General features: G+C 50.2%; 25 protein-coding genes. 16 read left to right on the plus strand and 9 right to left on the minus strand.

Annotated features, from left to right (window positions below; genetic code table 11):
- The first annotated feature begins 76 nt into the window (after positions 1-76).
- On the plus strand, positions 77-637 hold the full coding sequence (locus ACTZWV_RS06685) for a TMEM165/GDT1 family protein (protein WP_444785800.1): 561 nt from the start codon (positions 77-79) through the stop codon (positions 635-637).
- Between the two features lie 15 nt (positions 638-652).
- Here the strand turns inward: ACTZWV_RS06685 and ACTZWV_RS06690 are convergent, their stop codons facing one another.
- Together ACTZWV_RS06690 and ACTZWV_RS06695 are read right to left on the minus strand one after the other, a co-directional pair.
- Positions 653-1,300 (minus strand): energy-coupling factor ABC transporter permease, encoded by a 648-nt coding sequence (locus tag ACTZWV_RS06690; RefSeq protein ID WP_444785801.1) that lies wholly within the window; start codon positions 1,298-1,300, stop codon positions 653-655.
- A gap of 53 nt (positions 1,301-1,353) precedes the next feature.
- Complete coding sequence (locus tag ACTZWV_RS06695; protein WP_444785802.1) at positions 1,354-1,548, minus strand: hypothetical protein; 195 nt, start codon at positions 1,546-1,548, stop codon at positions 1,354-1,356.
- Between the two features lie 125 nt (positions 1,549-1,673).
- On the opposite strand from ACTZWV_RS06695, the gene ACTZWV_RS06700 reads away from it, so the two are divergent.
- Entirely contained in the window at positions 1,674-2,702 is a 1,029-nt protein-coding gene (locus ACTZWV_RS06700; protein WP_444785803.1) for a GlxA family transcriptional regulator, read from the plus strand.
- Between the two features lie 65 nt (positions 2,703-2,767).
- On the opposite strand, the gene ACTZWV_RS06705 is transcribed toward ACTZWV_RS06700, so the two are convergent.
- On the minus strand, positions 2,768-3,565 hold the full coding sequence (locus ACTZWV_RS06705; protein WP_444785804.1) for a DODA-type extradiol aromatic ring-opening family dioxygenase: 798 nt from the start codon (positions 3,563-3,565) through the stop codon (positions 2,768-2,770).
- A gap of 122 nt (positions 3,566-3,687) precedes the next feature.
- Complete coding sequence (locus ACTZWV_RS06710) at positions 3,688-5,952, minus strand: EAL domain-containing protein (RefSeq protein ID WP_444785805.1); 2,265 nt, start codon at positions 5,950-5,952, stop codon at positions 3,688-3,690.
- A gap of 298 nt (positions 5,953-6,250) precedes the next feature.
- Between ACTZWV_RS06710 and ybaK the strand changes: the two genes are divergently transcribed.
- A complete protein-coding gene (gene ybaK, locus ACTZWV_RS06715) occupies positions 6,251-6,721 on the plus strand; it encodes a Cys-tRNA(Pro) deacylase (RefSeq protein ID WP_444785806.1) in 471 nt (156 codons plus the stop codon).
- Between the two features lie 78 nt (positions 6,722-6,799).
- Here the strand turns inward: ybaK and katG are convergent, their stop codons facing one another.
- Positions 6,800-9,025, minus strand: a complete 2,226-nt coding sequence (gene katG / locus ACTZWV_RS06720; RefSeq protein ID WP_444785807.1) for a catalase/peroxidase HPI — start codon at positions 9,023-9,025, stop codon at positions 6,800-6,802.
- A 285-nt stretch (positions 9,026-9,310) separates the two neighbouring features.
- Here katG and ACTZWV_RS06725 point away from each other — a divergent pair, with 285 nt between their 5' ends.
- Complete coding sequence (locus ACTZWV_RS06725; RefSeq protein ID WP_444785808.1) at positions 9,311-9,790, plus strand: NYN domain-containing protein; 480 nt, start codon at positions 9,311-9,313, stop codon at positions 9,788-9,790.
- A 39-nt stretch (positions 9,791-9,829) separates the two neighbouring features.
- Positions 9,830-10,204, plus strand: a complete 375-nt coding sequence (locus ACTZWV_RS06730; protein ID WP_444785809.1) for a DUF1622 domain-containing protein — start codon at positions 9,830-9,832, stop codon at positions 10,202-10,204.
- Here the strand turns inward: ACTZWV_RS06730 and ACTZWV_RS06735 are convergent, their stop codons facing one another.
- On the minus strand, positions 10,205-10,828 hold the full coding sequence (locus ACTZWV_RS06735; protein WP_444785810.1) for a glutathione S-transferase family protein: 624 nt from the start codon (positions 10,826-10,828) through the stop codon (positions 10,205-10,207).
- Positions 10,829-10,990: 162 nt separating this feature from the next.
- Here ACTZWV_RS06735 and ACTZWV_RS06740 point away from each other — a divergent pair, with 162 nt between their 5' ends.
- Positions 10,991-11,941 carry a helix-turn-helix transcriptional regulator gene (locus tag ACTZWV_RS06740; protein WP_444785811.1) on the plus strand — a complete coding sequence of 317 codons (951 nt, stop codon included), beginning with the start codon at positions 10,991-10,993 and terminating at the stop codon, positions 11,939-11,941.
- A 60-nt stretch (positions 11,942-12,001) separates the two neighbouring features.
- Here the strand turns inward: ACTZWV_RS06740 and ACTZWV_RS06745 are convergent, their stop codons facing one another.
- Positions 12,002-12,340 carry a YajD family HNH nuclease gene (locus tag ACTZWV_RS06745; protein ID WP_444785812.1) on the minus strand — a complete coding sequence of 113 codons (339 nt, stop codon included), beginning with the start codon at positions 12,338-12,340 and terminating at the stop codon, positions 12,002-12,004.
- 146 nt (positions 12,341-12,486) lie between these two features.
- On the opposite strand from ACTZWV_RS06745, the gene ACTZWV_RS06750 reads away from it, so the two are divergent.
- From ACTZWV_RS06750 to ACTZWV_RS06775, 6 genes are all read left to right on the plus strand, one after another.
- Positions 12,487-13,290, plus strand: a complete 804-nt coding sequence (locus tag ACTZWV_RS06750) for a TlpA family protein disulfide reductase (protein ID WP_444785813.1) — start codon at positions 12,487-12,489, stop codon at positions 13,288-13,290.
- A gap of 163 nt (positions 13,291-13,453) precedes the next feature.
- Positions 13,454-14,074: a class I SAM-dependent methyltransferase gene (locus ACTZWV_RS06755; protein WP_444785814.1), complete on the plus strand. Its 621-nt coding sequence runs from the start codon at positions 13,454-13,456 to the stop codon at positions 14,072-14,074.
- 76 nt (positions 14,075-14,150) lie between these two features.
- Positions 14,151-14,441, plus strand: a complete 291-nt coding sequence (locus ACTZWV_RS06760; protein ID WP_444785815.1) for a hypothetical protein — start codon at positions 14,151-14,153, stop codon at positions 14,439-14,441.
- A gap of 158 nt (positions 14,442-14,599) precedes the next feature.
- Positions 14,600-15,454: a winged helix-turn-helix domain-containing protein gene (locus tag ACTZWV_RS06765; RefSeq protein WP_444785816.1), complete on the plus strand. Its 855-nt coding sequence runs from the start codon at positions 14,600-14,602 to the stop codon at positions 15,452-15,454.
- Positions 15,455-15,572: 118 nt separating this feature from the next.
- Positions 15,573-17,045: a serine hydrolase domain-containing protein gene (locus ACTZWV_RS06770; RefSeq protein ID WP_444785817.1), complete on the plus strand. Its 1,473-nt coding sequence runs from the start codon at positions 15,573-15,575 to the stop codon at positions 17,043-17,045.
- A 207-nt stretch (positions 17,046-17,252) separates the two neighbouring features.
- Positions 17,253-18,290 carry an alpha/beta hydrolase family protein gene (locus ACTZWV_RS06775; protein WP_444785818.1) on the plus strand — a complete coding sequence of 346 codons (1,038 nt, stop codon included), beginning with the start codon at positions 17,253-17,255 and terminating at the stop codon, positions 18,288-18,290.
- A gap of 66 nt (positions 18,291-18,356) precedes the next feature.
- Here ACTZWV_RS06775 and ACTZWV_RS06780 read toward each other — a convergent pair whose 3' ends face one another.
- Positions 18,357-18,734 carry a hypothetical protein gene (locus ACTZWV_RS06780; RefSeq protein ID WP_444785819.1) on the minus strand — a complete coding sequence of 126 codons (378 nt, stop codon included), beginning with the start codon at positions 18,732-18,734 and terminating at the stop codon, positions 18,357-18,359.
- A gap of 29 nt (positions 18,735-18,763) precedes the next feature.
- Positions 18,764-19,108, minus strand: a complete 345-nt coding sequence (locus ACTZWV_RS06785) for a cupin domain-containing protein (RefSeq protein WP_444785820.1) — start codon at positions 19,106-19,108, stop codon at positions 18,764-18,766.
- A 186-nt stretch (positions 19,109-19,294) separates the two neighbouring features.
- Between ACTZWV_RS06785 and ACTZWV_RS06790 the strand changes: the two genes are divergently transcribed.
- The 4 genes from ACTZWV_RS06790 to thpR all read left to right on the plus strand — a co-directional run bounded on the left by ACTZWV_RS06790 (position 19,295) and on the right by thpR (position 23,616).
- Positions 19,295-19,876: a HutD/Ves family protein gene (locus ACTZWV_RS06790; protein WP_444785821.1), complete on the plus strand. Its 582-nt coding sequence runs from the start codon at positions 19,295-19,297 to the stop codon at positions 19,874-19,876.
- 175 nt (positions 19,877-20,051) lie between these two features.
- The gene (locus ACTZWV_RS06795; protein ID WP_444785822.1) at positions 20,052-20,567 is read left to right on the plus strand and encodes a hypothetical protein; all 516 of its coding nucleotides are present in this window, start codon (positions 20,052-20,054) and stop codon (positions 20,565-20,567) included.
- Positions 20,568-20,818: 251 nt separating this feature from the next.
- Positions 20,819-23,095 (plus strand): YgiQ family radical SAM protein, encoded by a 2,277-nt coding sequence (locus ACTZWV_RS06800; protein ID WP_444786274.1) that lies wholly within the window; start codon positions 20,819-20,821, stop codon positions 23,093-23,095.
- Positions 23,095-23,616, plus strand: coding sequence for an RNA 2',3'-cyclic phosphodiesterase (gene thpR, locus ACTZWV_RS06805; RefSeq protein ID WP_444785823.1), 522 nt, complete (start codon positions 23,095-23,097; stop codon positions 23,614-23,616). The genes ACTZWV_RS06800 and thpR overlap by 1 nt, the downstream gene beginning before the upstream one ends.
- Positions 23,617-23,731: the final 115 nt, after the last annotated feature.

The raw sequence follows: 23,731 nt of genomic DNA on the forward strand, positions 1-23,731 counted from the left end.
AGACTTAAGACACACTACCGGCCCACTGCGGGAGCCGGTGCTGTGTCTTATAGTTATTCCCGCTCAGGTGTTGTAGATGGAAGCCTTGTTGTCCTCGTTTACTGCTGTCGCTATTGCCGAGATCGGCGATAAAACTCAGTTATTGTCGTTATTTCTCGCCGCCCGGTTTCGTGCCAAAGGCGCCATTATTGCCGGTATCTTAGTCGCAACTTTACTTAATCATGCCGCTTCAGCCTGGCTGGGTGTCTGGGTAGCCCAGTTTATTCCGGCCAACTGGCATAACTGGTTGCTGGGCGGCAGTTTTATCGCGGTTGCGCTGTGGTTGCTTATTCCGGATAAAGACGACAGCGAAGACACCGGCGTATTGCGTTATGGTGCCTTCGCCGCCAGCTGCATGTTGTTTTTCTTAGCAGAAATTGGCGATAAAACCCAGATTGCCACTGTGTTGCTGGCGGCCAGCTTTAACGATGCTGTCTGGTGGGTCATTTGGGGCACCACTTTGGGCATGCTGGCGGCGAATGTGCCGGTAGTGTATGCCGGCAGTTGGTTGATGCAAAAAATCCCTCTCGATTTAGCCCGCCGCACTGCCTGTGCCGTATTTATATTGCTGGGTGTGGCGATAATCGTGGTCGGTTGATATAGCTCTTGTCACTTAGCGCTCCGGCGCTAAGTATTCCCGGTCATAAAAGGTACGCAGCCAGTGCGGCCGGTAAATAGCCATCAGTGTAACAGCACTGCCGTTGAGCAGCGCTTCCGGAAACCAGATCAGCAGCGATAACAGGGTATAGTTATCCCAAATAACCCGCCAACTGTAACGGCCTTCCAGGCCAAACCACAGTGACGTCAGGCCAATTTGCAGCACTATAGTCAGCGCTGCGGCGAGAAAACCGGCGACAAAAATATACACAAATAAGTGCCGGCTTAAATAACGGTAGCTGGCCAAAAACACACCATAGCTAAATAGCCCGGGCAAAATAAAGCCGCTGAGGGCAAACAGGCCGGCGTCTTGCCACGGCAGCTTGGCAAAGCCAATCAGCATCAGGGTTGGCAGTAGGCAAATCCATATTGCAATACGCCAGCCATGACACAGCACCAGGCTGGTTAACAACAGAAAATGCAAATTCAATCCGTCTTTAATACCAGCCTGCACACTCCAGAGTAAACTCAGCGCCACCACCGATGCGAAGACAAAATGCTGATAACCGGGCTCAGTGCGCAGTTTCGGCAGTAATTCCCGCGGGTAACAATACAACATCAGCGCCAGTGCCAATACGGCACCGGCAAGTTGCCAACTGCTCATCGCTTGTTGTTCCGCTTAGCTCAGATGCCGCTATTGTAACGGCAGTGGCGGGTTCAGTCACCGGCCTTGTCGTTATCATCCGGCTCCAGATAGCGGCCAACGCCGAAGGCGGTACTGAGCAACAGCACTGGTATGGCGAAAAAGTGCATCATCAGCGATAACTCAGCGGCAAAGTTAATCCAGAAAATCAGCAACCAGCTGAGGGCCCAAACTGCAATGGTCAACCATTTGGTGGTTAGGTTTTTCATACTGCCTCCTGCATTAGGTGATTAGATACTGCAGTGCCAGTCTAGCGCTTGCCTATTGTTGCTTGCAGTGTCACTATTGATATAAATAAGGTGGATAGTGACAAAGTGCATAACAGGATAAAAACATGAAGCAGATAGCCATCCTGGCGCATAACAACAGTATCAGCAGCGACTTATTTGCCTTGCTGGACTATTTCGAATACTGCAATGTGCTGTGGGCATTGCAGCAGCCGCAAGCGGTAGCACCGCTGTTCCACTGTTATCTGGTGTCACCCGATGCCAGGCCGCTTACGCTGAAGCAGGGCGTGCAATTGCCGGTACAACCGCATGCCTGGCAGCAAGCCGATGCGCTGATCTTACCTGCAGCCTATGCATACCGGCGCAGTGAGTTGGCGGCATTAGCGGCGCAGTCGGCAGCTTATTACCCGGGGTTACGCCAGGCGGCGGCAAGCGGCAGCTTAATTGCCGCCAGTTGCACCGGTACTTATAGCCTGGCCGGCAGCGGTTTATTGGATCATCGTAACGCCACCAGCAGCTGGTTTTTTAAGGATGTGTTTCAAAGCTTATTTCCCGATGTGCATTTACAGCTGAATAAATTGCTGGTGCAGGATGGCAAGCTGCTGACAGCCGGCGCCACCACCTCTTATATTAATTTGTGCCTGGCGTTAACCGAGCAGTTAGCCGGCGAGCAGTTTGCCAGGCAGATGGCAAAAATTATGCTGACCGATCCTAACCGTACCTCGCAGGTGCCTTATATGGATTTATCCATTGGCCAGCAGCATAACGACACCTTGATTAAGCAAGTGCAGGCACATCTGACAAGCCACCTGGCGCAGCCTTTTGCACTGGAGAGGCTCTCAGAGCAGTTTCATCTGACCAAACGCACCTTGTTGCGGCGTTTTAAAGCGGCACTGGACGATACACCGCTGAATTATCTGCAGCGTTTACGGGTAGAGCAAGCCAAACGCCTGCTGGAAACCACTAATGCGCCGATAGAGCAAATCGTACTGCAGGTGGGCTACGAAGATGTCAGCTCGTTTCGTAAATTGTTTTTGCAATACACCGAGTTAACCCCGGGCCAGTACCGGCAAAAGTTTACTCAGGGTGAGAGTTTTAATTGCTGCCCGGCAGAGCAGGTTAGCCGCATCGGCTGAAAATAATTTAATCAGCAGCTTGCATGCATTGATTACATCTGTAATTTCATTTGGGCGGCTGCGTTTTACCAGCCAAATGCCAATACGGCTTTTTGCAGCACTTTGTCGTTAAACAACACTTGCGCAGTGCTGCCTTTGGCAGCACCAAAGCACACGTGCAGCGGTAGCAGGTGTTCTTCGCGCGGGTGCATTAACCGCGCATCAGGTGCTTGCTGCCAGTTAATCAGCCGTTGTGCCTGTTCAGCATAACTGTACTGTGGCTGCAGACTGTCGATAAAATATTGATTAAATGCCTCTAACTGCGAATCACTAACCAGGTTTGCATTAAAAAACGCCTGCATATTATGAAAGCTCATACCCGAGCCAATGATCAGCACATTTTGCGCTCGTAAAAAGCTGATTGCCTCACCAAGGGCAATGTGGGCTTTGGCATCAAGACCTTTTAGCAAAGACAACTGCAGCACAGGAATGTCAGCCTGCGGCCGCAGCAGTAGTAACGGCACAAAGACACCGTGATCCCAACCGCGGCCGGGGTTTAATTCCGCCGCAAAACCAGCTTGCTGCAGTTTCTCTGCTATTTGAGCGGCCAGTTGGGGGTGTCCGGGGGCAGGATAGCTAAGCTGATAGCTTTGCGCAGGGAAGCCGGAGTAATCAAATAACAATGATGGGTTTTCGGCGGCAGTAAGCGCCGGTTGGGGGCTTTCCCAATGCGCACTTATTACCAGTATGGCCGCCGGAGTGGCCAGTTTATCGCCAAGCTGAGCAAAGAATTGTGTCAGCGCTTGATGGTGGGGGTCGCCAAGTAAGGGTAAAGGGCCGCCGCCGTGCGGCAGATATAATACCGGAGCTAAAGAAGATGTCATGGTGTTATGCCGTGTTGCTACAGGGTAGGGCTAGGCTACGCGCCGCCACCTTGCGATGCAACAGGTTAAATGCTGCGAAATATCTGTGTATCTTACAAACAAAATCGAACTGTCTGCCGCTGCTAAACCAGGCTGGATTCGGCCCGGTGCGCAGTGTCTTTTAACTGTGTTAACCAGTGGCTTACCGGCATGGGTTTGGAAAACCAATAGCCTTGCATAATTTGTGCGCCAAGGCGTTGTAAAAAACGGCGCTGAATATCAGTTTCCACGCCTTCGATCACCAGTTGCAGCTTCAGTGTTTTGGCCATTTGCATTACCGACTGAATTAACTGCGTTTGCCGTTGATCATCCGGCACCTTATGCAAAAAGCTCTTATCTAATTTAATGCAGTTTACCGGCAGCTTGCTAAGAATGCTCAGTGATGCCTGACCGATACCAAAGTCATCCAGCGCCAGCTCAAAACCCAGCCGGTTTAACACCTGCAATTTATTAAACAGCGGCTGTTGATGGCTGACAATACTGTTTTCGGTCAGCTCCAGCGTTAGCATGCACAGAACTTCAGGTTTATGGGTGGCAACATCAATCAGGGCGTTATAAAACTCGTTCGACAGCAAATCAGAGCCGGCCAGGTTAATAGCAATCGGGTAGGGGATGTTCTGCTGGTTAAACTGCTCAATGATCTGCAGCGCCTTGTGCAGCACGCAGCCGGACAGCTGCACAATAAGGCCATACTGCTCTGCCAGCGCAACCAGAATGTCCGGCGCCACATAGTTGCCGTCCTTGTCTTGCCAGCGTAGTAAGGCTTCAAAACTGATAATGCGGCCATCCGGATGCACTTTAGGTTGTAACCACAGCTCAGGCGTATTGAGCTGCAAGGCTTTTTTCAGCTCGGCCAGTAAGCGCAGCTCGTTATTGCGCTGCTCCAGTATATCGGCCTGATAAAACGACAGCGGGTTAATGTAAGCCTCTGCTGATTCTAATGCCGACTCACACTGCTCGCGCATATGCTCCGGCACCGGCAGTGACTTGTTGGAAATGCTCACGCCCATTTCATACACCGGTTGGATATTGCCGACAGACAGTTCTATTACTTTGGGTAAGAGTTGGCTGATGCGCTGTGCTTCTTCGCTAAATGAGGTGCTGTGCTCAGACAGCGGGCACCATAAAATAAACTTTACGCCGCGTAACCTGGCACAGATAACATTTTCCGGTAAAGCCGAACGCAGTTGCCGGGCAAAAGCAGCTAACAATTCATCGCCCTCATGGTAGCTATGCTGATGGTTAAAGGCTTTGATATGACACAGCCGCACTATCATCATCAGGCTGCCGGCCGGGCATTCGGCATATTGGCTGACCAAATGCAGAAAAAAGCTGTGGCAAGGCAGTGTAGTAAGGGGATCGTAGTTACGCCATAAATCTTCTTTTTGCGTATCGGCAGACAGTTTTTGGTGCAGCTGTTTTAACGGTGTAATGTTGTCCAGTTGCACTAAATGATGTTGCTGCTGCGTATGACAAATATGGTTCAGCAGTATATAAGTCGTCGGGCTGGTACGCAGGGTGCTTTCGGTTTCATGCCCGAGCCAAAAAGCGCCCTGGCCGGGTTCACTGGCTTTTAGCAACTCAATAATATTGCGTTGTTCGGCATTGGTGATGCCAAGAATATTTCTGGCTTTGGCATTGGCTTTTAAAATAATACCGTCGCTGGTTAGTAACAGTGTGGCTTTACTGTGGTGGTTAAAAATATCCTGGTACAGTTGATTGCTTTCATTCATCAGCTTATTTTGCTGCTGCAGCGTGGCGGCGTTACGTTTTAAGGTGCTGAGCACTCTCATTACCGCAAGCGGAATACACAGATTAAAAAACAAAAACAGCAAGCTGTGTAAATATTCTGCGGTGGCCGGCAGGGTAATGGAAATATTAAACAGGTTAACCGGGCTGGTACCATACAATAAATACAGGTAGGGCAACACATTCAGCAGCATTACCACTACAGTGATACGGGTAGAAAAAAACAGCAATGCGATTAACGGCGCGGTATAAACAAAGATAACACCGAGCTTGGACAGCTCGAAGTTATCAATAAACAACAGCATACAAAGCCCGGCACTGAACACAGTGCTAAGTAATAACAGCTTGCTTAATGCTAAAGACTGCGCAGAGAAGTACAGTGCCAGTAGCAGCACCAGATAAAAAACAGAGGTAATAGCGATGATATACCAGGCGCCAAGCTGATAAGCTTGCCAGGAGCTGTGCAGGGCAATACCCAGCACCAGCAACAGGCCGGAGGTTAAAATAATTCTTAAGGTACTTTGCTGTAACAGCGTAACAGAGGTGGAGTTAAGATCTGGCTCAGTTAAAAACAACAACTGCTTAATACGACTTAACATAGTATTTCCGTTATAAAGGGCACAGGCCGGATCCGGATAGCAGCTGTTACCGGTAAAATATGCAACTATTTCCTTGTTTATCTTAGCTATCCTAATAAAAACACTGTAATGATACAACTTGTTCTGTGTTGTTTTTCGCTACAGTTTTTATTTAAAACGCTTGTATGATATTGGCGCGGTTTGCAATAAAAATGCGGCCATAGTGACAAAGTGGTGATTATTTTGCGTATTTCCAGTGTTTAATTTTGCCATATTGCAGAAGATGTATTATTAGAGTTAAAAATAAAGTGAGTGTGCTATGACGCCGGCAGTTGAACTGGTAAGAAAACGCGCGGTAAGCCACCAGCTGCATCAATATCAGCATGACGCGGCGGCCGCCTCTTATGGCTTGGAAGCGGCAGAAAAGCTGGGGTTGTCGCCACAGCAGGTATTTAAAACCCTGGTGCTGAGCCTGGATGCAAAACAGCTGGCGGTAGCGGTGTTGCCGGTAGATCAGTTACTGAGCATGAAGCAGGTTGCCAAAGCATTAGGGGTGAAAAAAGCCGAAATGGCCACTGCCGCCGATGTAATGCGCAGCAGCGGCTATGTATTGGGTGGCGTAAGCCCGCTGGGGCAAAAAAAGCTGTTGCCCACCTTAATTGACAGCTCAGCGCAGCAATTTGCCACTATTTACGTCAGCGCCGGGCGGCGTGGGTTGGAAATTGAGCTAAGTGCTGAGGACTTACGCCGGCTGCTTAATGCGCAGTTTGTGCCGCTATGTCAGCAATAACGCTGCGCCAATAAAAACGGGCGCAATGGATGCGCCCGTAGTTTCAGCTGTGGCTAACCAGCCATAGCATTAGTGGTGTTAGCGCAGATCAAAACGATCGGCGTGCATTACTTTGGTCCAGGCTTTGACAAAGTCTGTGACAAACTTCAGCTTAGCGTCACTGGCGCCATACACTTCGGCAATGGCCCGCAGTTGCGAGTTAGAGCCGAAGACCAGGTCAACGCGGCTGGCTGTCCATTTAACCTGACCGGTTTTACGGTCACGGCCTTCAAACCGCTGTGCCTCTGCTGACACCGGTTGCCACTGCGTATTCATATCCAGCAGGTTAACAAAGAAATCGTTGCTCAGCGTGCCGGGTTTATCGGTAAAGACACCATCCTGGCTCTGGCCGTAATTGGCGTTAAGTGCGCGCATACCACCGACTAACACTGTCATTTCCGGCGCGGTTAGGGTAAGCAGTTGTGCCTTATCCAGCAGCAGTTCTTCCGCCGATATGGTGTAGGCTTTTTTCATATAGTTACGGAAGCCATCTGCCACCGGCTCCAGCACATCGAACGATTCGGCATCGGTTTGCTCGTCTGTGGCATCGGTACGGCCCGGGGCAAAAGGCACGGCCACAGTTACACCAGCGTCCAGAGCGGCTTTTTCTATGGCGGCGGCACCTGCCAGCACAATAATATCGGCCAGCGAGACCTTTTTATTGCCGCTTTGCGCAGTATTAAAGTTTTGCGCAATGCTGCCAAGCACACTCAGCACCTGTTGCAACTGTGCCGGTTGGTTTACCTGCCAGTCTTTTTGCGGCGCTAAGCGAATACGGGCACCGTTGGCCCCACCACGGCTGTCAGAGCCACGGAAGGTAGACGCGGACGACCAGGCGGTATACACCAGTTGCGATACGCTTAAACCGGACGCCAAAATGGCGCTTTTTAGTTTGGCAATATCGGCATTGTTAACCAACTCGTGATCTACCTTTGGCACCGGGTCTTGCCAGATCAAATCTTCTGCCGGCACTTCCGGTCCGAGGTAGCGTGATTTTGGCCCCATGTCGCGGTGAGTTAATTTAAACCAGGCGCGGGCGAAGGCGTCGGCAAATTCGGCCGGGTTTTTGTGAAAATGCTCAGAAATTTTGCGATAGGCCGGGTCTTCACGCATCGCCATATCGGCGGTTGTCATCATAATCCCTACGCGGACACTGGTGTCTGCCGCATCCGGCGCATGATCTTTGCCTGCCAGATTAATGGCCGCCCATTGGTGAGCACCGGCCGGGCTTTTGACTAATTTCCAGTCGTAACCAAACAACACATCAAAATAGCTGTTGTCCCATTTGGTTGGCGTCGGGGTCCAGGCACCTTCAATACCACTGGTAATGGTGTCCCGGCCTTTGCCGCTTCTGAAGCTGTTGTTCCAGCCAAAGCCCATTTGTTCAATAGGTGCAGCTTCCGGCTCGGCGCCAACATGGGCGGCATCACCGGCACCGTGCGCTTTACCAAAGGTGTGACCTCCGGCGGTTAGGGCAACGGTTTCGTAGTCATTCATCGCCATCCGGGCGAAGGTTTCGCGTACATCACGACCAGAGCCTAACGGGTCCGGGTTGCCGTCCGGACCTTCCGGATTGACGTAAATCAGGCCCATTTGTACTGCCGCTAACGGGTTTTCCAACTCGCGCTCGCCGGAGTAACGGCTGTTGGCCTTGTCGCTGCTGGCCAGCCATTCGGTTTCTGCACCCCAGTAAATATCTTCTTCCGGCTCGAAAATGTCGGCACGGCCGCCGCCAAAACCAAAGGTTTTAAAGCCCATAGATTCCAGCGCTACATTACCGGCCAGAATAAATAAGTCGGCCCAGGATAGCTTGTTGCCATACTTTTGTTTTACCGGCCACAGCAGGCGGCGGGCTTTGTCCAGGTTGCCGTTATCCGGCCAGCTGTTCAGCGGCGCAAAACGTTGGTTGCCGGTAGCGGCACCGCCACGGCCATCGCCCATGCGGTAAGTGCCGGCAGCATGCCAGGCCATGCGGATCATAAAGGGCCCGTAATGGCCGTAATCTGCCGGCCACCAGTCTTGCGAGTCGGTCATCACATATTCAAGGTCTTTTTTAACTGCCGCCAGATCGAGTTTTTTGAATTCTTCGGCGTAGTTAAAATCCTCCCCCAGCGGGTTAGATTTTTTGTCATTCTGGTGCAAAATCTTCAGGTTCAGCTGGTTAGGCCACCAGTCCATATTCTTCCTGCCGGCGCCGCCCACTTTGGTATTGCCGCCGTGCATCACCGGGCATTTTCCGCCTGAGCCGTTGTTGTTATTGTCCATATCTTACTCCTTGCAACGTAGTTTTTTCATAGGGTTACTACATGTACCCGCTTAAATATTGCATTGACTATAGACCTGAATATCAGGCGGCGAAAGCCGGATTTGCCTATCGTGTTAATCGGTTTTATGAATCAGGATTTGCAATGCCAGTCAATATTTATAGTAATTTGGTTTTGCGGTAAGACAGGATGGTTCAATTAAAGAGTCTTTGCTTTATAACGTAAAAACGGTTGCAGCTTACTGCGTTGCCGGTTAGCTTAGCTGTTTTGCTATCAGAGGCCTGCCATGCTCGGCGTTACTATCCTGGTAGATGTACAAAACATCTACTACACCAGCCGTGAGGCATATCAGCGCAATTTTGACTACAACGCTTTTTGGCGCCGCGTAACGGCCGGGCGTACTGTAATTAAAGCCATTGCTTATGCCATAGATCGCGGTGATGAAAAACAGCGCCAGTTTCAAAACATCCTGCGCGCCATTGGCTTTGAGGTAAAGCTGAAGCCGTTTATTCAGCGTGCCGACGGCTCCGCCAAGGGCGACTGGGATGTGGGGATCACGCTGGACGCTATTGAATATGGCCAGCACAGCGATGTACTGGTACTGGCCTCCGGCGATGGTGATTTCGGCCTGCTGGCAGACAAACTTACCACTAAGTACCAAACCGAAGTAGAGGTATACGGTGTGGAGGGTTTAACCGCCCAGGCCCTGGTAAAAGCCGCCAGCCGTTTTATTGCTATTGACGAAACACTGCTGCTGCCAAAGTAATCGCCAGCCTGGTTTTCCGCTTAACAGAAGGGAGCTTATATGACAGACGGAATAACTAACATTGCCGGCAATTTGCCGGAATGGTGCGCTGTTGTTGTTGAGCTATTGGGTATTGGCATTATTACTGTTATTGCCATCTACTCGCTGGCGCATGGTGCTGTGAGGCTGCTGAAACGGGACTCACCGCGTGAAATACAGCAGCAGGTGCGCCAGCGCTTGGGGCGCGGCATTCTGCTGGGGCTGGAATTTTTAATCGCAGCCGACATTATTCATACCGTAGCCGTGGAGTTAACATTTGAAACGGTGGGCGTGCTGGCGCTGGTGGTGCTAATCCGTACCTTTTTAAGCTTTACGCTGGAGCTGGAATTAACCGGTAAATGGCCCTGGCAGCAGGGCCGTTCCGGCAAAGAATAATTACGCCGGCTGTTTTAGCAGAGCATCATCCAATTCATTAGCCTTAATGGCCGCTTTGCGCGCTTGCAACCGTTGTACATAGCGGGTAAAAGCCGGCCGCGGCTCTAACGTTTCAAACATCATGCCCCATTCAATATGGCTGCCTACATAGACATCAGCAGCGGTAAATTGCTCACCACAAATATAAGGGCCCCGGGTTAAGGCGGTTTCCAGCGCGTTCAGTGTGTCCGCGTACAAGCCGGCGCCTACGGCGGCTGCGTTGTCGGTATCAATACGCCAGTCAAAAGCTTTGGCGCTGGTGGCCATTTCCAGCGGGCCGGCAGCAAAAAACAACCAGCGATAGTAGCTGGCGCGCTCTGGGCTATCCGGCGCAGGGGCCAGTTGCTTGTCGGCAAACTGATCGGCCAGGTAGGCACAAATGGCGGCCGCTTCCGTTACCACCACATCGCCGTGGGTAATTACCGGCACTTTGCCCATTGGGTTCAGCGCTAAAAAATCGGCGGTTTTCATCTGCGGACCATACTGCAGCACCTTTACGCTGTAAGGTACATCCAGCTCTTCCAGCATCCAGCGGATAATGCGGCCACGTGATTGAGGGTTGGTATATAAGGTTAACGGTTTCATGTTTGCATTCCTTGTTGCCATTAAAAGTGAGGGTATTGGCGGATGTTTTCCGCTGCCAACGCAGAATAAAACCCATATAGGACAGAATACGTCCTAGTTATCGGTTATATTTTGTGTCTGTTAGTCACAACAGGAAGCGTAAATGAACAGGCGCAGATATAAATGAGCGGCCCGACTATCCGTGTGCTTAGCCTGCTTGAGCTGCTGCAATCTCACGGCCGCTTAAGCGGTACCGAGTTAGCAGCAAGGCTGGGGGTAGATAAACGCACGGTGCGGCGTTATATTCAAGCGTTGGAGCAGCTGGGTATTCCGGTGACCACCGAACAAGGCTGCGACGGCGGCTATATGCTGGTAGCCGGCTTTAAATTGCCGCCGATGATGTTTACCAATGACGAAACCCTGGCGCTGTCGCTGGGCTTGTTAGCTGCACACAACCTGAACCTGGCCGATACGCAAGCGGCTATCAGCAGTGTTCAGGCCAAGCTGGAGCGGGTAATGCCGGCTAAGCTGAAATCCCGCTCCCGTGCTATTGCCGACAGCATCAAGTTAATATTGCCTGCATCTGATACTGAAACACCCGGCCAGCACTTAGCGCCGTTATTAGATGCATTAGAGCAACAGCGCTCGGTCATTATCCGTTATGCCGCTTATCAGCAAGCGCCGGTTTCCAGGCAAGTTGACCCTTATGGTTTACTGTTTCGCAGCGGACGCTGGTATATGAGTGGCTATTGTCATCTAAGGCAGGAGCTGCGCACCTTCCGGCTGGATCGTCTGCAACAGATAGCATTACTGGATCACAGCTTTAACCGGCCGGACAGTTTTGATTCAGCTGAACATTTTACGCAGAGCCTGTATGGCATGCCGGGTAATATAGATGTACAGGTTATGTTGCATACCGATAAATACACCGCAGCACAGGCAATGGGTGATACGGCATCGATGCTTAAACCACAGCCAGAGGGCTTACTGCTTAATACCCGTACTGACAGCTGTTATTGTTTAGCACAGTGGTTAAGCCAGCTACCGTTTGATTTCAGCATTATTGAACCGCCGGAACTAAAACAAGCGCTAAAGCAGCAGGCAGAACGCTTAATAAACATTGCACAGCGTTAGTGTTAGCGGTGTCGCGCTTTGCGCTTAGCCTGCCAGCTGGTGGCTACTAATTTCGAGAAATCACTTCGGTTTATTTAACAAGGCTTTTAAATCGGCAAAAGGGTTATGGGTTGCCGCCGCCACTTTTTGCTCTGTAGTACCGCCATACAGCACAAATTCGTGGAATTTATTGTGCTCGTTATCATGGCAATAAATACACAGCAGCTCCCAGTTGCTGCCATCAGAGGGGTTATTGCTGTGGTTGTGGTCAATATGATGCACGGTTAATTCGCGCAAATTGGAGTGCACAAACTCGCGGGCACAACGGCCGCATACCCAGGGGTACATTTTTAACGCCTTGTCGCGATAACCCTGTTCCTGCTGCTGATAAGCCCGGGCACCGCTGTTGGTTTTACTCATAACTATCCTGATGATGATTTATTATTAGCGCCGCTTAAGTGCTTTGCTGTTTCAGCTTACGGCAATTATGCGGCTTAGCGCTATTTTAGTGCAATAGCCTATATACTGGCTGTCAGTTTTAATTCAACCGGAAAACCAATCTGCCAATGTTAAGTATCTCAATTGGGCCACTTTCCTTACCCACTGCTGTGCTGGTGCTGCTGGCCAGCGTAGCCATTGGCCTTTTGGTGGCCCGTGTTTTAACTAGGCGAGGCGACGCCAGCACGACAGACCCTTTACTACTGGTATTTTTCGGCGCCTTGTTATTTGGCCGGCTGGTGTTTGTCATTCGCTTTGCCGACAGTTACGACAGCGTCTGGCAAATGCTGGACTTTCGCGATCGCGGTATTGATACCGGCGCAACGGTGCTTGCCGCCTTGGCGCTGCTGGTGGTGCAGCTAAAACGTTTTGCACAGTTGCAACGCGCTATGGTGGCGGGAGTAGTGACTGCGGCGGCGTGTTTTGCGCTCGGCTCCGGGCTGTTGCACTCACAACATCAGCAACAACAACTGGCCGATATCCGTCTCGAAACGCTGTCAGGTTATCAGGTTGCCTTGCCGCAACTGGCACAGGGCAAACCTGTGGTGCTTAATTTGTGGGCCAGCTGGTGCCCGCCTTGTCATCGTGAAATGCCGGCGTTATTAGAAGCAGAGCAGCAGAACCCGAACGTTAGCTTTATGCTAGTTAACCTGCAGGAAAATCGCGATACGGTGCAGCAGTACCTGCGCCAGCATCAGTTGGCTTTTGACAATGTGCTGTTGGATTACCGCGGTGATGTTGCCAGCTATTACGGTGCGCAAGGCGTGCCTGCAACCTTGTTTTTCAGTGCTGATGGTAAGCTGGCCGATACGCATTTTGGCGAGTTATCCCACGCCATATTACAGCAGGGAATAACTAAAGCCGGCGGTTAAGTGACAGCAATCATCAAGCGAACACAACTTTTGAGTTTTTACCCGGCAAAACAGACGAGATCAATTGGCTAAGGGTTACTCTGGAAACTGGCTACAATTACGAACAGCCAAAACAACAGGTACAAGTCGATAAAGATTGAATATTTAAACTGGAGGTAGAGCGATGCTAACTTCCCGCGCTTTCTGGGATAAAACGGCGGCAAAATACCTGAAAAAGCCGATAAAAGACGTAAAAACATATCAAAAGAAATTAGATATCACTGCCAAATACCTGCTACCGACAGACGTTGTGCTGGAGATTGGCTGTGGCAGCGGTGAAACAGCGCTATATCATGCCAAGAGGGTCAAGCGGGTTGTCGCTACTGACATCTCCGAATTGATGATCCAACACGGAATTAAAGCGGCGCAGCAGGCAGGGCTTGATAATATAGAGTTCTTGCGTGCTGCGGTGGATGAATTGCCGCGCCAGGCGACACCCTTTGATGCTGTGCTGGCGCTTAACGTATTACACCTTGTCGACGACGTTGACGCTGCCGTGCAAATAACAGCCGATCTGCTCAAACCGCGTGGCGTTTTTATCAGCAGCACATCATTGTTAAAAGAAGTTAACCCGTTATTCCGAGTGTTGATCAGGCTGATGCAAAAACTCAATCTTGCTCCTCCTGTGTCAATGTTGTCGAAGGCTGAACTGCTAAGGATACTGCACAATGCAGGTTTTAAAATTGAACATCAGTGGCCATGCTCAGCTGAGTCGCTGTTTGTGGTTGCAATAAAAAATGATTAATGGATAAATGGCAGTTGCAGGCGCTGACAACAGGCACAGCACACCCATACTGCTGATTAACTCAGGAGACAGGCTAATGACATCACTACTGCAACGTAACGACATTTTTATCTGGATAGCCCTGATAACAGCTACTGTGCTGCTGATCCCTTTTACTGCCATGCAGCTAACTGCAGAGGTGAACTGGAGCAGCGCTGATTTTATCCTGATGAGCAGCTTAATGTTTGGCAGTGCCAGCAGCTTTGTGCTGCTGGCCAGGCGTATTCCAGCAGCAAAGCGGCTCTGGCTGGCGGTAGCCGTTGCGGTGGTTTTTTTATATTGCTGGGCCGAGCTGGCGGTGGGCATCTTTTTTAACTTCGGCAGCTAAATTTTAGGTTTTATGCAGCGCTTTAGCTTTGTTACCGGTTGTTGTTGCTATATGGCTGACAAGTGCAGTTAGCCGTTGACCAGCCTGGGCGTTTAACCAGATGATGGAGCTTATCGACGATACCGAGTTATATAACCGCTACAACTGGTGTTCAGCAAATGATAACCTTTGATCCAATAAATCACCGCGTTAGTTTAAACAGTGAGACGCTTACCTTACAGCCGTTGAGCTACCGTTTGCTGGAAACACTCGCCGGCTCGCCGGGCGTAATCATAGCGGTAGATGAGCTTATCAAAGCGGTGTGGGGCAATGTAACCGTTAGTGCCGATACGCTGAAGCAACGCATTTTTGTGCTGCGTAAGGCCATTGAACAATCGGCCATTAGTGGCATCGAAATTCAGGCGGTTCGCAATGAAGGTTACCGGCTTATTGTTACGCCGGCTGCTACCCCTTTGCGTCAACGCAATCGCAGGCTGCGTTTGGGCTTAGGCTTAGCCGGTCTTGCGCTGCTGTGCGTTGGCTTGGTTATGTTAGCGTTAACCCTGCGCCAGGCAGAAACGCCGCTAAATAACCGGATAGTACTGTGGAGCAACACTCCGGTGCAAAGCATGCCCGGCGATGCTGCAGCCGTGTATGAACACTGGCGGTCAATGCTGAGCCGGCCACAGCAGCCGGTTGATATCCAACTGATTTTATCGGAGCGGCAAAGCGATATGCTGGTGCCGGTTCAGGCCAGAAAAAACCGCGCAGCGCTTATAAGCCATTACGAAGTGGTCAGCTTAAACGACACCGTCGTTGTGCGGCTGAGCATTATTGAACCGACCACTGCTACCATATTGCGCAGCCAGTTGCTTGAAGTTAGCGGCGACAGCTATAAGGTAGCAATGCAGCAGCAATACAATGCTATCGCTGAGCTGCTTGCCTCAGGTTTATTACCACCGGATAACGCTCAGCGCGAGAACGCGCAGGACCCAATCTGGGCCAGGCTGAAGCAGCTGGCAAACCCTGGCTAACCCAGCCTGCACCAGGCTGTCATAACCAAACATAACCGGGCTTAACCGCTCTTAACTGGGGTTTTTAAGCGCGTCATGCTTAAGTTCAGCAGGCCATATCAGGCCAGGAGGATTAAGTATGAAAAAAGCCTTACGCGCCACAGCAGTGGCGCACTTATTTGTTTGGTTAATGTCAGCACTGTTATATAGCGGAGTGGTATATGCTGACGAGCTATCTACAGAAACTGCTGCTGCAAAGTCGCCGCCAGGCAGCAACTATCAGCAGCAGCTAACACAATTATTAACCGCGTTAACCGACGTGACCGCAGTGCCGGCATTTTCTGTTGCTGTGGTGCATAAAGGCGAATTGGTAGCCGCAGTGGCGACAGGGCAGGCCGATACCGAACGCCAACAAGCGGTAACGCCAGCTCATCTGTTTCGTCTGGCCAGTGTCTCTAAAGTGATCGGCGCGACCATGCTGGCGCAACTGGTACTGGATAACAAACTGGACCCGGATCAGCCCATTGGCCGGTATTACCCACAGTTAGATAACAAGTATCATGCGATAACCACTCGCCAGCTGCTGGCGCACACCTCCGGCATGCCGCATTATCAGGCGCGTGATTATGACATCGGCAACACACATTACAGCTCGGCGCTGGCGGCAGTGAATACACTAAAATCCCGCGCTTTGCTGTCAGCGCCCGGGCAGGCCTATTCTTACTCCAGTCACGGTTATACCCTGATCGGGGCCTTGTATGAAAAAATTACCGCTCAGCCGTTACAGCGCAGTGTGCCACAGTTTGTCGCGGCATATACCGGCAAGAGCTCGCCACTTATTGAAGATATCCGCGTACTGCACCCGATGGCAGTCAGCCTGTATCAGCGCAACGGGCAGCAGATGGAAAAACAGCCTTACGGCGAAATGTCATACAGCGTGTTTGGCGCCGGGCTATCTGCCACCGCCGGTGATTTAGCCTATTTTGGCGCTGCTGTGCTGAAACAAAGCCGCGCGTCAGCTGCCTTTAAGCAGTTGCTGTTTACCCCTGTTAAGCTGCAAGACGGCAGTGTTGCCGGTACCACGCAGTATCAGTTAGGTTTTGGCTGGCGTATGGGCACAACAACAGCGGGGCGAACGGTGTACCACCATGCCGGAACTAACCCGGGGGCACGCTCAGTGATATTGCTGTACCCGGACGATGATTTAAGCATTACTTTATTGTCAAACAGCAGCTGGGTGTCGTCTATTGAACAAACCGCCGATGCGCTGGCCAGTTTGTATCTCTCCGGCGCTGTAGCCAAACCACTTCACAACACAAAGCGCTACACATTGCATTATGACGGCACCAGCAGTAGCGGGCAGATTAGCTGCCGTGCTCAGCAGTGCTACCTGACGGATGAGCAAAGCGCCTTAAGCCGCTGGCTAAACCGCTTTAATCCAACCGGGCAAGATATGTCAAACTGGCCGCTGTATCGCTATAGTTCAGCGCAGGGCGAACAGCTGATACTGGTCAGTAAAACAGGCTTTATTCAGTTAACTGCAGCAAACAGCAGCGGCCGTTTTGACGGCATGGTTAGCGGCGATAAACCGTTATCTATTACCCTGCAATGAGCATTAGCCATCAACTATCGTTCACACCAGACGCAACGCAGCGGCATGTCACGACGGCCATAGCCGTTACAACAACTAAACACTTGACCACGTTTGATTTTTCGGTAAATGTAACAGGCAGTCTAAGTTTAGCTAACTTGTTTCCCGCGAACGGTAAGTCAGAAGTAACACCTGACACTGTGCCCGGATTCATACACGGAGGTAACAATGAACGCTGGTTTTCTTACTTTAGCGCTGCTGTTTTCAACAGCAATCATCTCGTTAAAAGGCTACACGGCCCAGCCCGCGTTAGACTTACAAAGCATTAAAAGTATAAAACACCAATATAGTTGCTTCAGTGCTGAATTTTCATCGTATGACTCCTGGCTGGAATTTGTCCGCTCCAGAAAGGAAACGCAGTTTAAGCGGCAAGGCGTTGAAAATATGGCTGAAGAAATGAAAAACTTCGAGACTTATTTTACCACAACGTTTCAAAGGGCAAGTTTTGACTCGGCGAAAGAGAACCTTGACTGTAGATTCTTGACCTATGTAGTCGACGGGCAAGAAATACATGGTGTATTAGTGGTACCTAAAAGCAGCCTTAAACAAGATGGCAAAATACCGGTCATCATTTATAACCGTGGAGGCACGCGCAACCTCGGCAGTTTAGTTTTTGGCCATGTGGCATACGAGTTATTCCCGATAGCGCAGCAAGGTTTTGCCATAATTGCCAGTAACTATCGCAAGGATGAGCAGTATGGCGCGGATAATATTGATGAAGTAACGGCATTATTTGGCATCATTGAAAGTATTCCGGCGCTCAAGTCAGATAAAGTCGGAGTTTATGGCGTCAGTCGCGGTGGACTGACAACCTGGCAACTTGCCAAAGCGCTGCCACAAAGAATTGCTGCCATAGCGACAGTAAACGGCGTTACAGACAGCAGGCTTTGGGCCGGCAATAGAGCAGGAATACAAAACAATATTTCGTTGGTTGATGGCTACAAAGACAACCCGGATCAGGTATTTAACCGGCTTTCGCCGGTTAAATGGGTAGAGCAGATATCAACAGCGCCGATACTGCTGATGCATAGCAGGGATGATAAAACAGTCAACGTTATGCATTCGATGAAGTTCTCTGAACAGCTGATCAACAACAACAGGTTTTTCAGCATGAGAATTTTTGAAGACGGCGACCATGAGTTAGTCGGCCGCAAAGATGAAGCAAGAGAAGAGCTGATCCAGTGGTTTTCGCGCTACATTAAGTAGTTTTTTGCAGCCATTTTTGATGAAACGGCAACAGCTGGTTAATCAGGCATTGCACTTTTTGCGCAATTAGCTTTGCGTCGAATTCAACCAAAAGCTCTGTTGTCCTTTGCTATATTGGTACAGGAAATACAACATTGGTATTGTGAACACCACACTAAATGCTGTAAAAACTATAAAGGTACCGCGGGAAATCATGATCTCAGTCAGCAGTGCAGAGGCGGTTGATAAACACAGCAGAAGGAAAAACACGCGCCACATTATTGCTGAGCCTATTTTTTGCTCAAAGGTGTAACCCCACAGCCCCGTTAAGTATATTGCGGGGAAGAGCAGGCTTACCAGTACAGCCAACACAGAGCTTCCCTCAAGCGATAAGGTCCAAAACGCGTTAAACAGTATTAATGCTGAATAGCTGATGCCGTAGGTAATCAACATGGCTTTTTTCAATCTCTTATCCTTACAGGCATTTAGTCTGCTTATATCCATATATCATTAGTCGCCGTGCGCTCGTTTACCTCGCCATCGCCGGTATTCAGTACGCCCTTCGGTTCTATCAACAACACCTCGGCTTCGTTTTCAGCATAAGGCTTGTGCTCAACCCCTTTGGGTACAACATACATCTCACCGGCCGACAGGTTTACATAACCCTCTTTAAAATCAATCCGCAGGTTTCCTTTTAACACTATGAAGGTTTCATCAGTGTCTTGATGATTATGCCAGACAAATTCACCCTGTAATTTTACCAGTTTGAACTGATAGTCGTTCATCTGAGCCACAACTTTAGGCGACCATTGCTCAGAGAATAAGGCGAGTTTGTTCATAAAATTTATTGGTTTAAGCTGCATTTAGCATTACCTTGTGGTGATAAGCCGGCATATGCCAACGGCACTGCGCAAGACATTGCCCGATTTTAACAGCCAGGCGTGCTTAAGCAATGGCTGATCACAATTCAGCATTACCGGTAAAGCGTGATGAGCGCTTTGGCCAACATATTAAATTGAGGCAATATGAGTATCGAGCTAATCACGCCGGCGCAGTGGCAAACCCAGCGCTGGCAAAACGGTGGTGGCATTACCCATCAGCTGTGCCGCCAGGACGACGAGCATGGCATGTTATGGCGCTTATCCATCGCAGAAGTAGCCAGCGACGGCCCGTTCTCCCGTTTTGATAATATCGACCGCATAATTTTACTGCTGACAGGCGAGGGCTTTAGCCTGCATGGCGTAGGTGCCAAGCCGCAGGTACTGGATACGCCGCTTATGCCGTTTTCTTTTGCCGGTGAAACCGCCATTCACTGCACGTTGTTAAAGGGCGCTGTGCGGGATTTTAACCTGATGACCCGCCGCGGTGCTGTGCAGGCACAGTTGCAGGTGCTGACTATTGGCAAAGCTGCACAAACATTGCCGCTAAGCCCACAAACGCTTATCTATACTGCCAGCGGCAGTGTAAATGCGATCTTGGGGGCAAAGCACATAACACTGCAAGCGCAGCATACACTTAGCCTGAGTAATGAAGCGGGTAACGTGCAGTTAGACAGTAGTGATAGCGCAGAGGTTATATATATCAGTTTGTCGGCAAAGCCGGGATAATCACGCAACTTAACCCGAAGTTCGACCTGTTTTCGCCTTTAGTTTTTGCAGCAAATAAAGGCTTGACCAGGTTTGATTTTTCGGTAAATGTAACAGCAACTATAAGGTTGACTAACCCGTTTAGGCGGTATTGGAAAGGTGTAGGCAAAAGACAGAACCTTATCCCGTGCTTTCCGTGGCCCTTGCGTTTGGTTTAATTTGGTATCATCGAATGTGTTTTAGAATAATATTTATAGTATTTTTTTCCCTTCCACTTATATGCTCATGTGCAGCGCAGCAGGTTGGTTTTACGAAAAGTATAATAGCTGACCAGAGTTTAGCTATAAAGAAAATTGAGCAAGTCTTCTATGAGCAATCAATTAAACATCGACCTGAATCCATTGTAATAACCAATGATTATTTGGGGTTGTCGAGTGGAACTCAGGTAGAAACTAAGGGGGCAGGCTTCACAAGCGGTGTTGCTGGTACCTTGCTTGTTGGTATCGGCACTTCGAAATCATATGTAAAAGATATTACGGATAGAATATATTTTAACTCCATAGGTAAAATTGCATTATTTAAAAAACGGGATTGGTTCATCATCCAAATAAATCATAGTGATGGACGTTTATTTCGTAATATCTACACCAGAGATAAAAGCAAAGCTACAGAGTTTATTGGCTCTATTTACTACTTTTTGGAAAGGAGCTAACTAGCGATATTAGTTTTTCCGCAAGTACATACCCAGATGCATTGCACATGGCTGCGTGCAAACTTAATCTTTATATTACCAACTACTTCTCACTCATGAGAGCTATATAGTCTGCAACTTAAGCCTCTGCAGGCTCCATTCGCCTTTCCCCACGACACCTTGTATAATACGTGCCCTTGATACACTCTGGTGCTTAATTTATGTCCACTGTTGCTACTACCGTTTCCCGTAAGTCTGCCCCTGTAGCACGCATGGCGCCTGAGCGTGATTTATTCTCTTACCCGAAATACTGGGCCGAGTGCTATGGCACGGCGCCGTTTTTACCTATGTCACGCGCCGAGATGGATAAGCTTGGCTGGGACAGCTGCGATGTTATTTTGGTAGTAGGCGATGCCTATGTAGACCACCCCAGCTTTGGTATGGCGGTAGTAGGGCGGATGTTAGAAGCCCAGGGCTACCGTGTAGGCCTGATTTGTCAGCCGGATTGGCACAGCAAAGACGACTTTATGCGGCTGGGTAAGCCGAATCTGTTTTATGGCGTGTCGGCCGGCAATATGGACTCGATGATAAATCGCTACACCGCCGATAAAAAGCTGCGCCATGACGATGCCTACACCGCCGGTGATATTGGCGGCAAACGGCCGGACCGCGCCGTTACTGTGTATACCCAGCGCTGCAAAGAAGCTTATAAAGATGTTCCGGTAATTATTGGCGGCATAGAGGCCAGCCTGCGCCGTATTGCGCACTATGATTACTGGTCAGAAAAAGTGCGCCGTTCGGTCATTTTTGATGCCAAGGCCGACATTCTTATTTACGGCAATGCCGAGCGGCCTCTGGTGGAAGTGGCGCACCGTATTGCCTCTGGCATACCGGTAAGCGAGATCCAGGATGTACGCGGCACTGCAGTTATTCGTAAAGAGCCGTTACCCGGCTGGCGCGGTGTGGACTCTACCGCGATAGATAAAATCGGCAAAATAGACCCTATCTCCAACCCTTACGGCGCCGATGATGTTGGCTGCAGCAGTTATTCTGAATATGCCAAAGCCGGTATCGATTTAACTAAGCCGGCTGAGGTGGAAGCCAAGCCAATTTTAGTGCAGCCGCCACGGCAAAAACCGTGGGAGCAAACCTACGTTAAGCTGCCGGCGTTTGAGCAGGTCAGCGTGAATAAGCCGCTGTATGCCCATGCTTCGCGCATTTTGCACCAGGAAACTAACCCAGGCTGTGCCCGTGCGATAATGCAGCGCCATGGCGACCGGCATATTTGGGTAAACCCGCCGGCCTTTCCGCTTAGTACTGAAGAGATGGATTTAGTCTTTGGCCTGCCGTATCAGCGCGTGCCGCATCCGGTGTATGGCAAGGAGAAAATTCCGGCCTACGAGATGATTAAAACCTCGGTAAATATTATGCGCGGCTGCTTTGGCGGCTGCTCGTTTTGCTCTATTACCGAGCATGAAGGCCGTATTATTCAAAGCCGCTCGAAAGAATCTATCATGCAGGAGATCAAGGATATTCGCGACAAAGTACCGGGTTTTACCGGGGTGATATCCGATCTTGGCGGCCCTACGGCCAATATGTATCGCTTAAACTGTAAAAACCCTAAAGCTGAGCAAACCTGCCGCCGGCCAAGCTGCGTGTACCCGACCATTTGCGAGCATATGGACACCGATCAAAGCCCGACGGTAGAGCTGTACCGCGAAGCGCGTACTTTACCCGGCATTAAAAAAGTGCTGGTCGCCTCCGGTGTGCGTTACGACCTGGCAGTAGAAGATCCGAACTACGTGCGCGAGCTGGTGCAGCACCATGTTGGCGGCTATTTAAAAATAGCGCCTGAGCATACCGAAAGCGGCCCGCTGTCGAAGATGATGAAGCCTGGTATGGGCGCTTATGATAAATTTAAAGAAATGTTCGACCGCTTTAGTAAAGAAGCCGGCAAACAGCAGTTTCTCATTCCGTACTTTATTGCTGCCCACCCTGGCACCACTGATCTGGATATGGTTAACCTGGCGCTGTGGTTAAAAGAGCGTGACTTTAAACTGGACCAGGTACAAAACTTTTACCCGAGCCCAATGGCCAACGCGACCACCATTTACCATACGGAAATGAACTCGCTGAAAAACATCAATAAAGCCAATGACGAAGTGGTGGCGGTGCCCAAAGGCGAGCGCCAGCGCCGCTTACATAAAGCCATATTGCGCTACCACGACCCGAAAGGCTGGCCGCAAATTCGTGAAGCCTTAATTAAAATGGGCTTAAAGCACTTAATTGGCCGCAGCAAAGGCTGTTTAGTGCCGGAAGAGGGCAAAGACGAGCAGTTTAAAAAGCCACAAAAAGGTGGCCAACCGGCACTTAGCCGCCATACCGGCTTAAACCCGGCCGCTAAGGCGATTGCCAAGCGCGGCCAGAGTGAAACACGGGCACAAGGCGACAAGCAGGGTAAAAAGCCGTTTAGCGGCAATGGCAAACCAGCAGCAAAGGCCGGTGGTAAAGGTCATGGTGCTAAAACACCACAGCGGCAGAAAGGCTGATGCAGCGGCTGTTTTTCAGCCTAAAGTTCTCCAACGCGCAGCAACAGCAGTTGCTGCCGTACCAGCAGCAGGCGCTGAGTTTGTGCCCGGGTGCTAAGGCTGTAGATCACGATAATCTGCACTTAACGTTGTTTTTCTTAGGCCAGGTTAATACCACACAGCAACAGCGGCTGGTTGACGCAGCGCAGCAAATCAAGCTGGCGGCCGTTAGCCTGACGCTGGATCATCTGGCTTGCTTTGCCAGGCCAAAAATTCTGTATCTGGCGCCTTCGGTAATACCCGATGCATTGTTGCAGTTACAACAGCAGCTGGCAGTGTTGTGCAAAGCAGAGGGTTTCAGTGATATCCATGATAGCTACCGGCCACATATTACCCTGGCACGGCATGCGGTGTGTGATGCGGCATTTAAGCAGCCGGTAGCGCCGTTAACACTGCAAATCAGCGAGTTTGCGCTGTATCAGTCGGCGCAGCTTGACGGCCGGCTGCAGTATCTGCCGCTTTATCACTTTATACTGATATAACAACTCTTTAGCTTCAGGGGATTAAGAGTTTCAACGCAAGCTGCTATAGTTCATCAGTGATTAATTTTCGCGGCCTATACTCGGCGCACACACCCGAACCACGACACCCCGTTAA

Origin of the sequence: Rheinheimera sp. NSM (assembly GCF_052380015.1) — a bacterium.
In the GTDB taxonomy this organism is placed as follows: Bacteria; Pseudomonadota; Gammaproteobacteria; order Enterobacterales; family Alteromonadaceae; genus Alishewanella.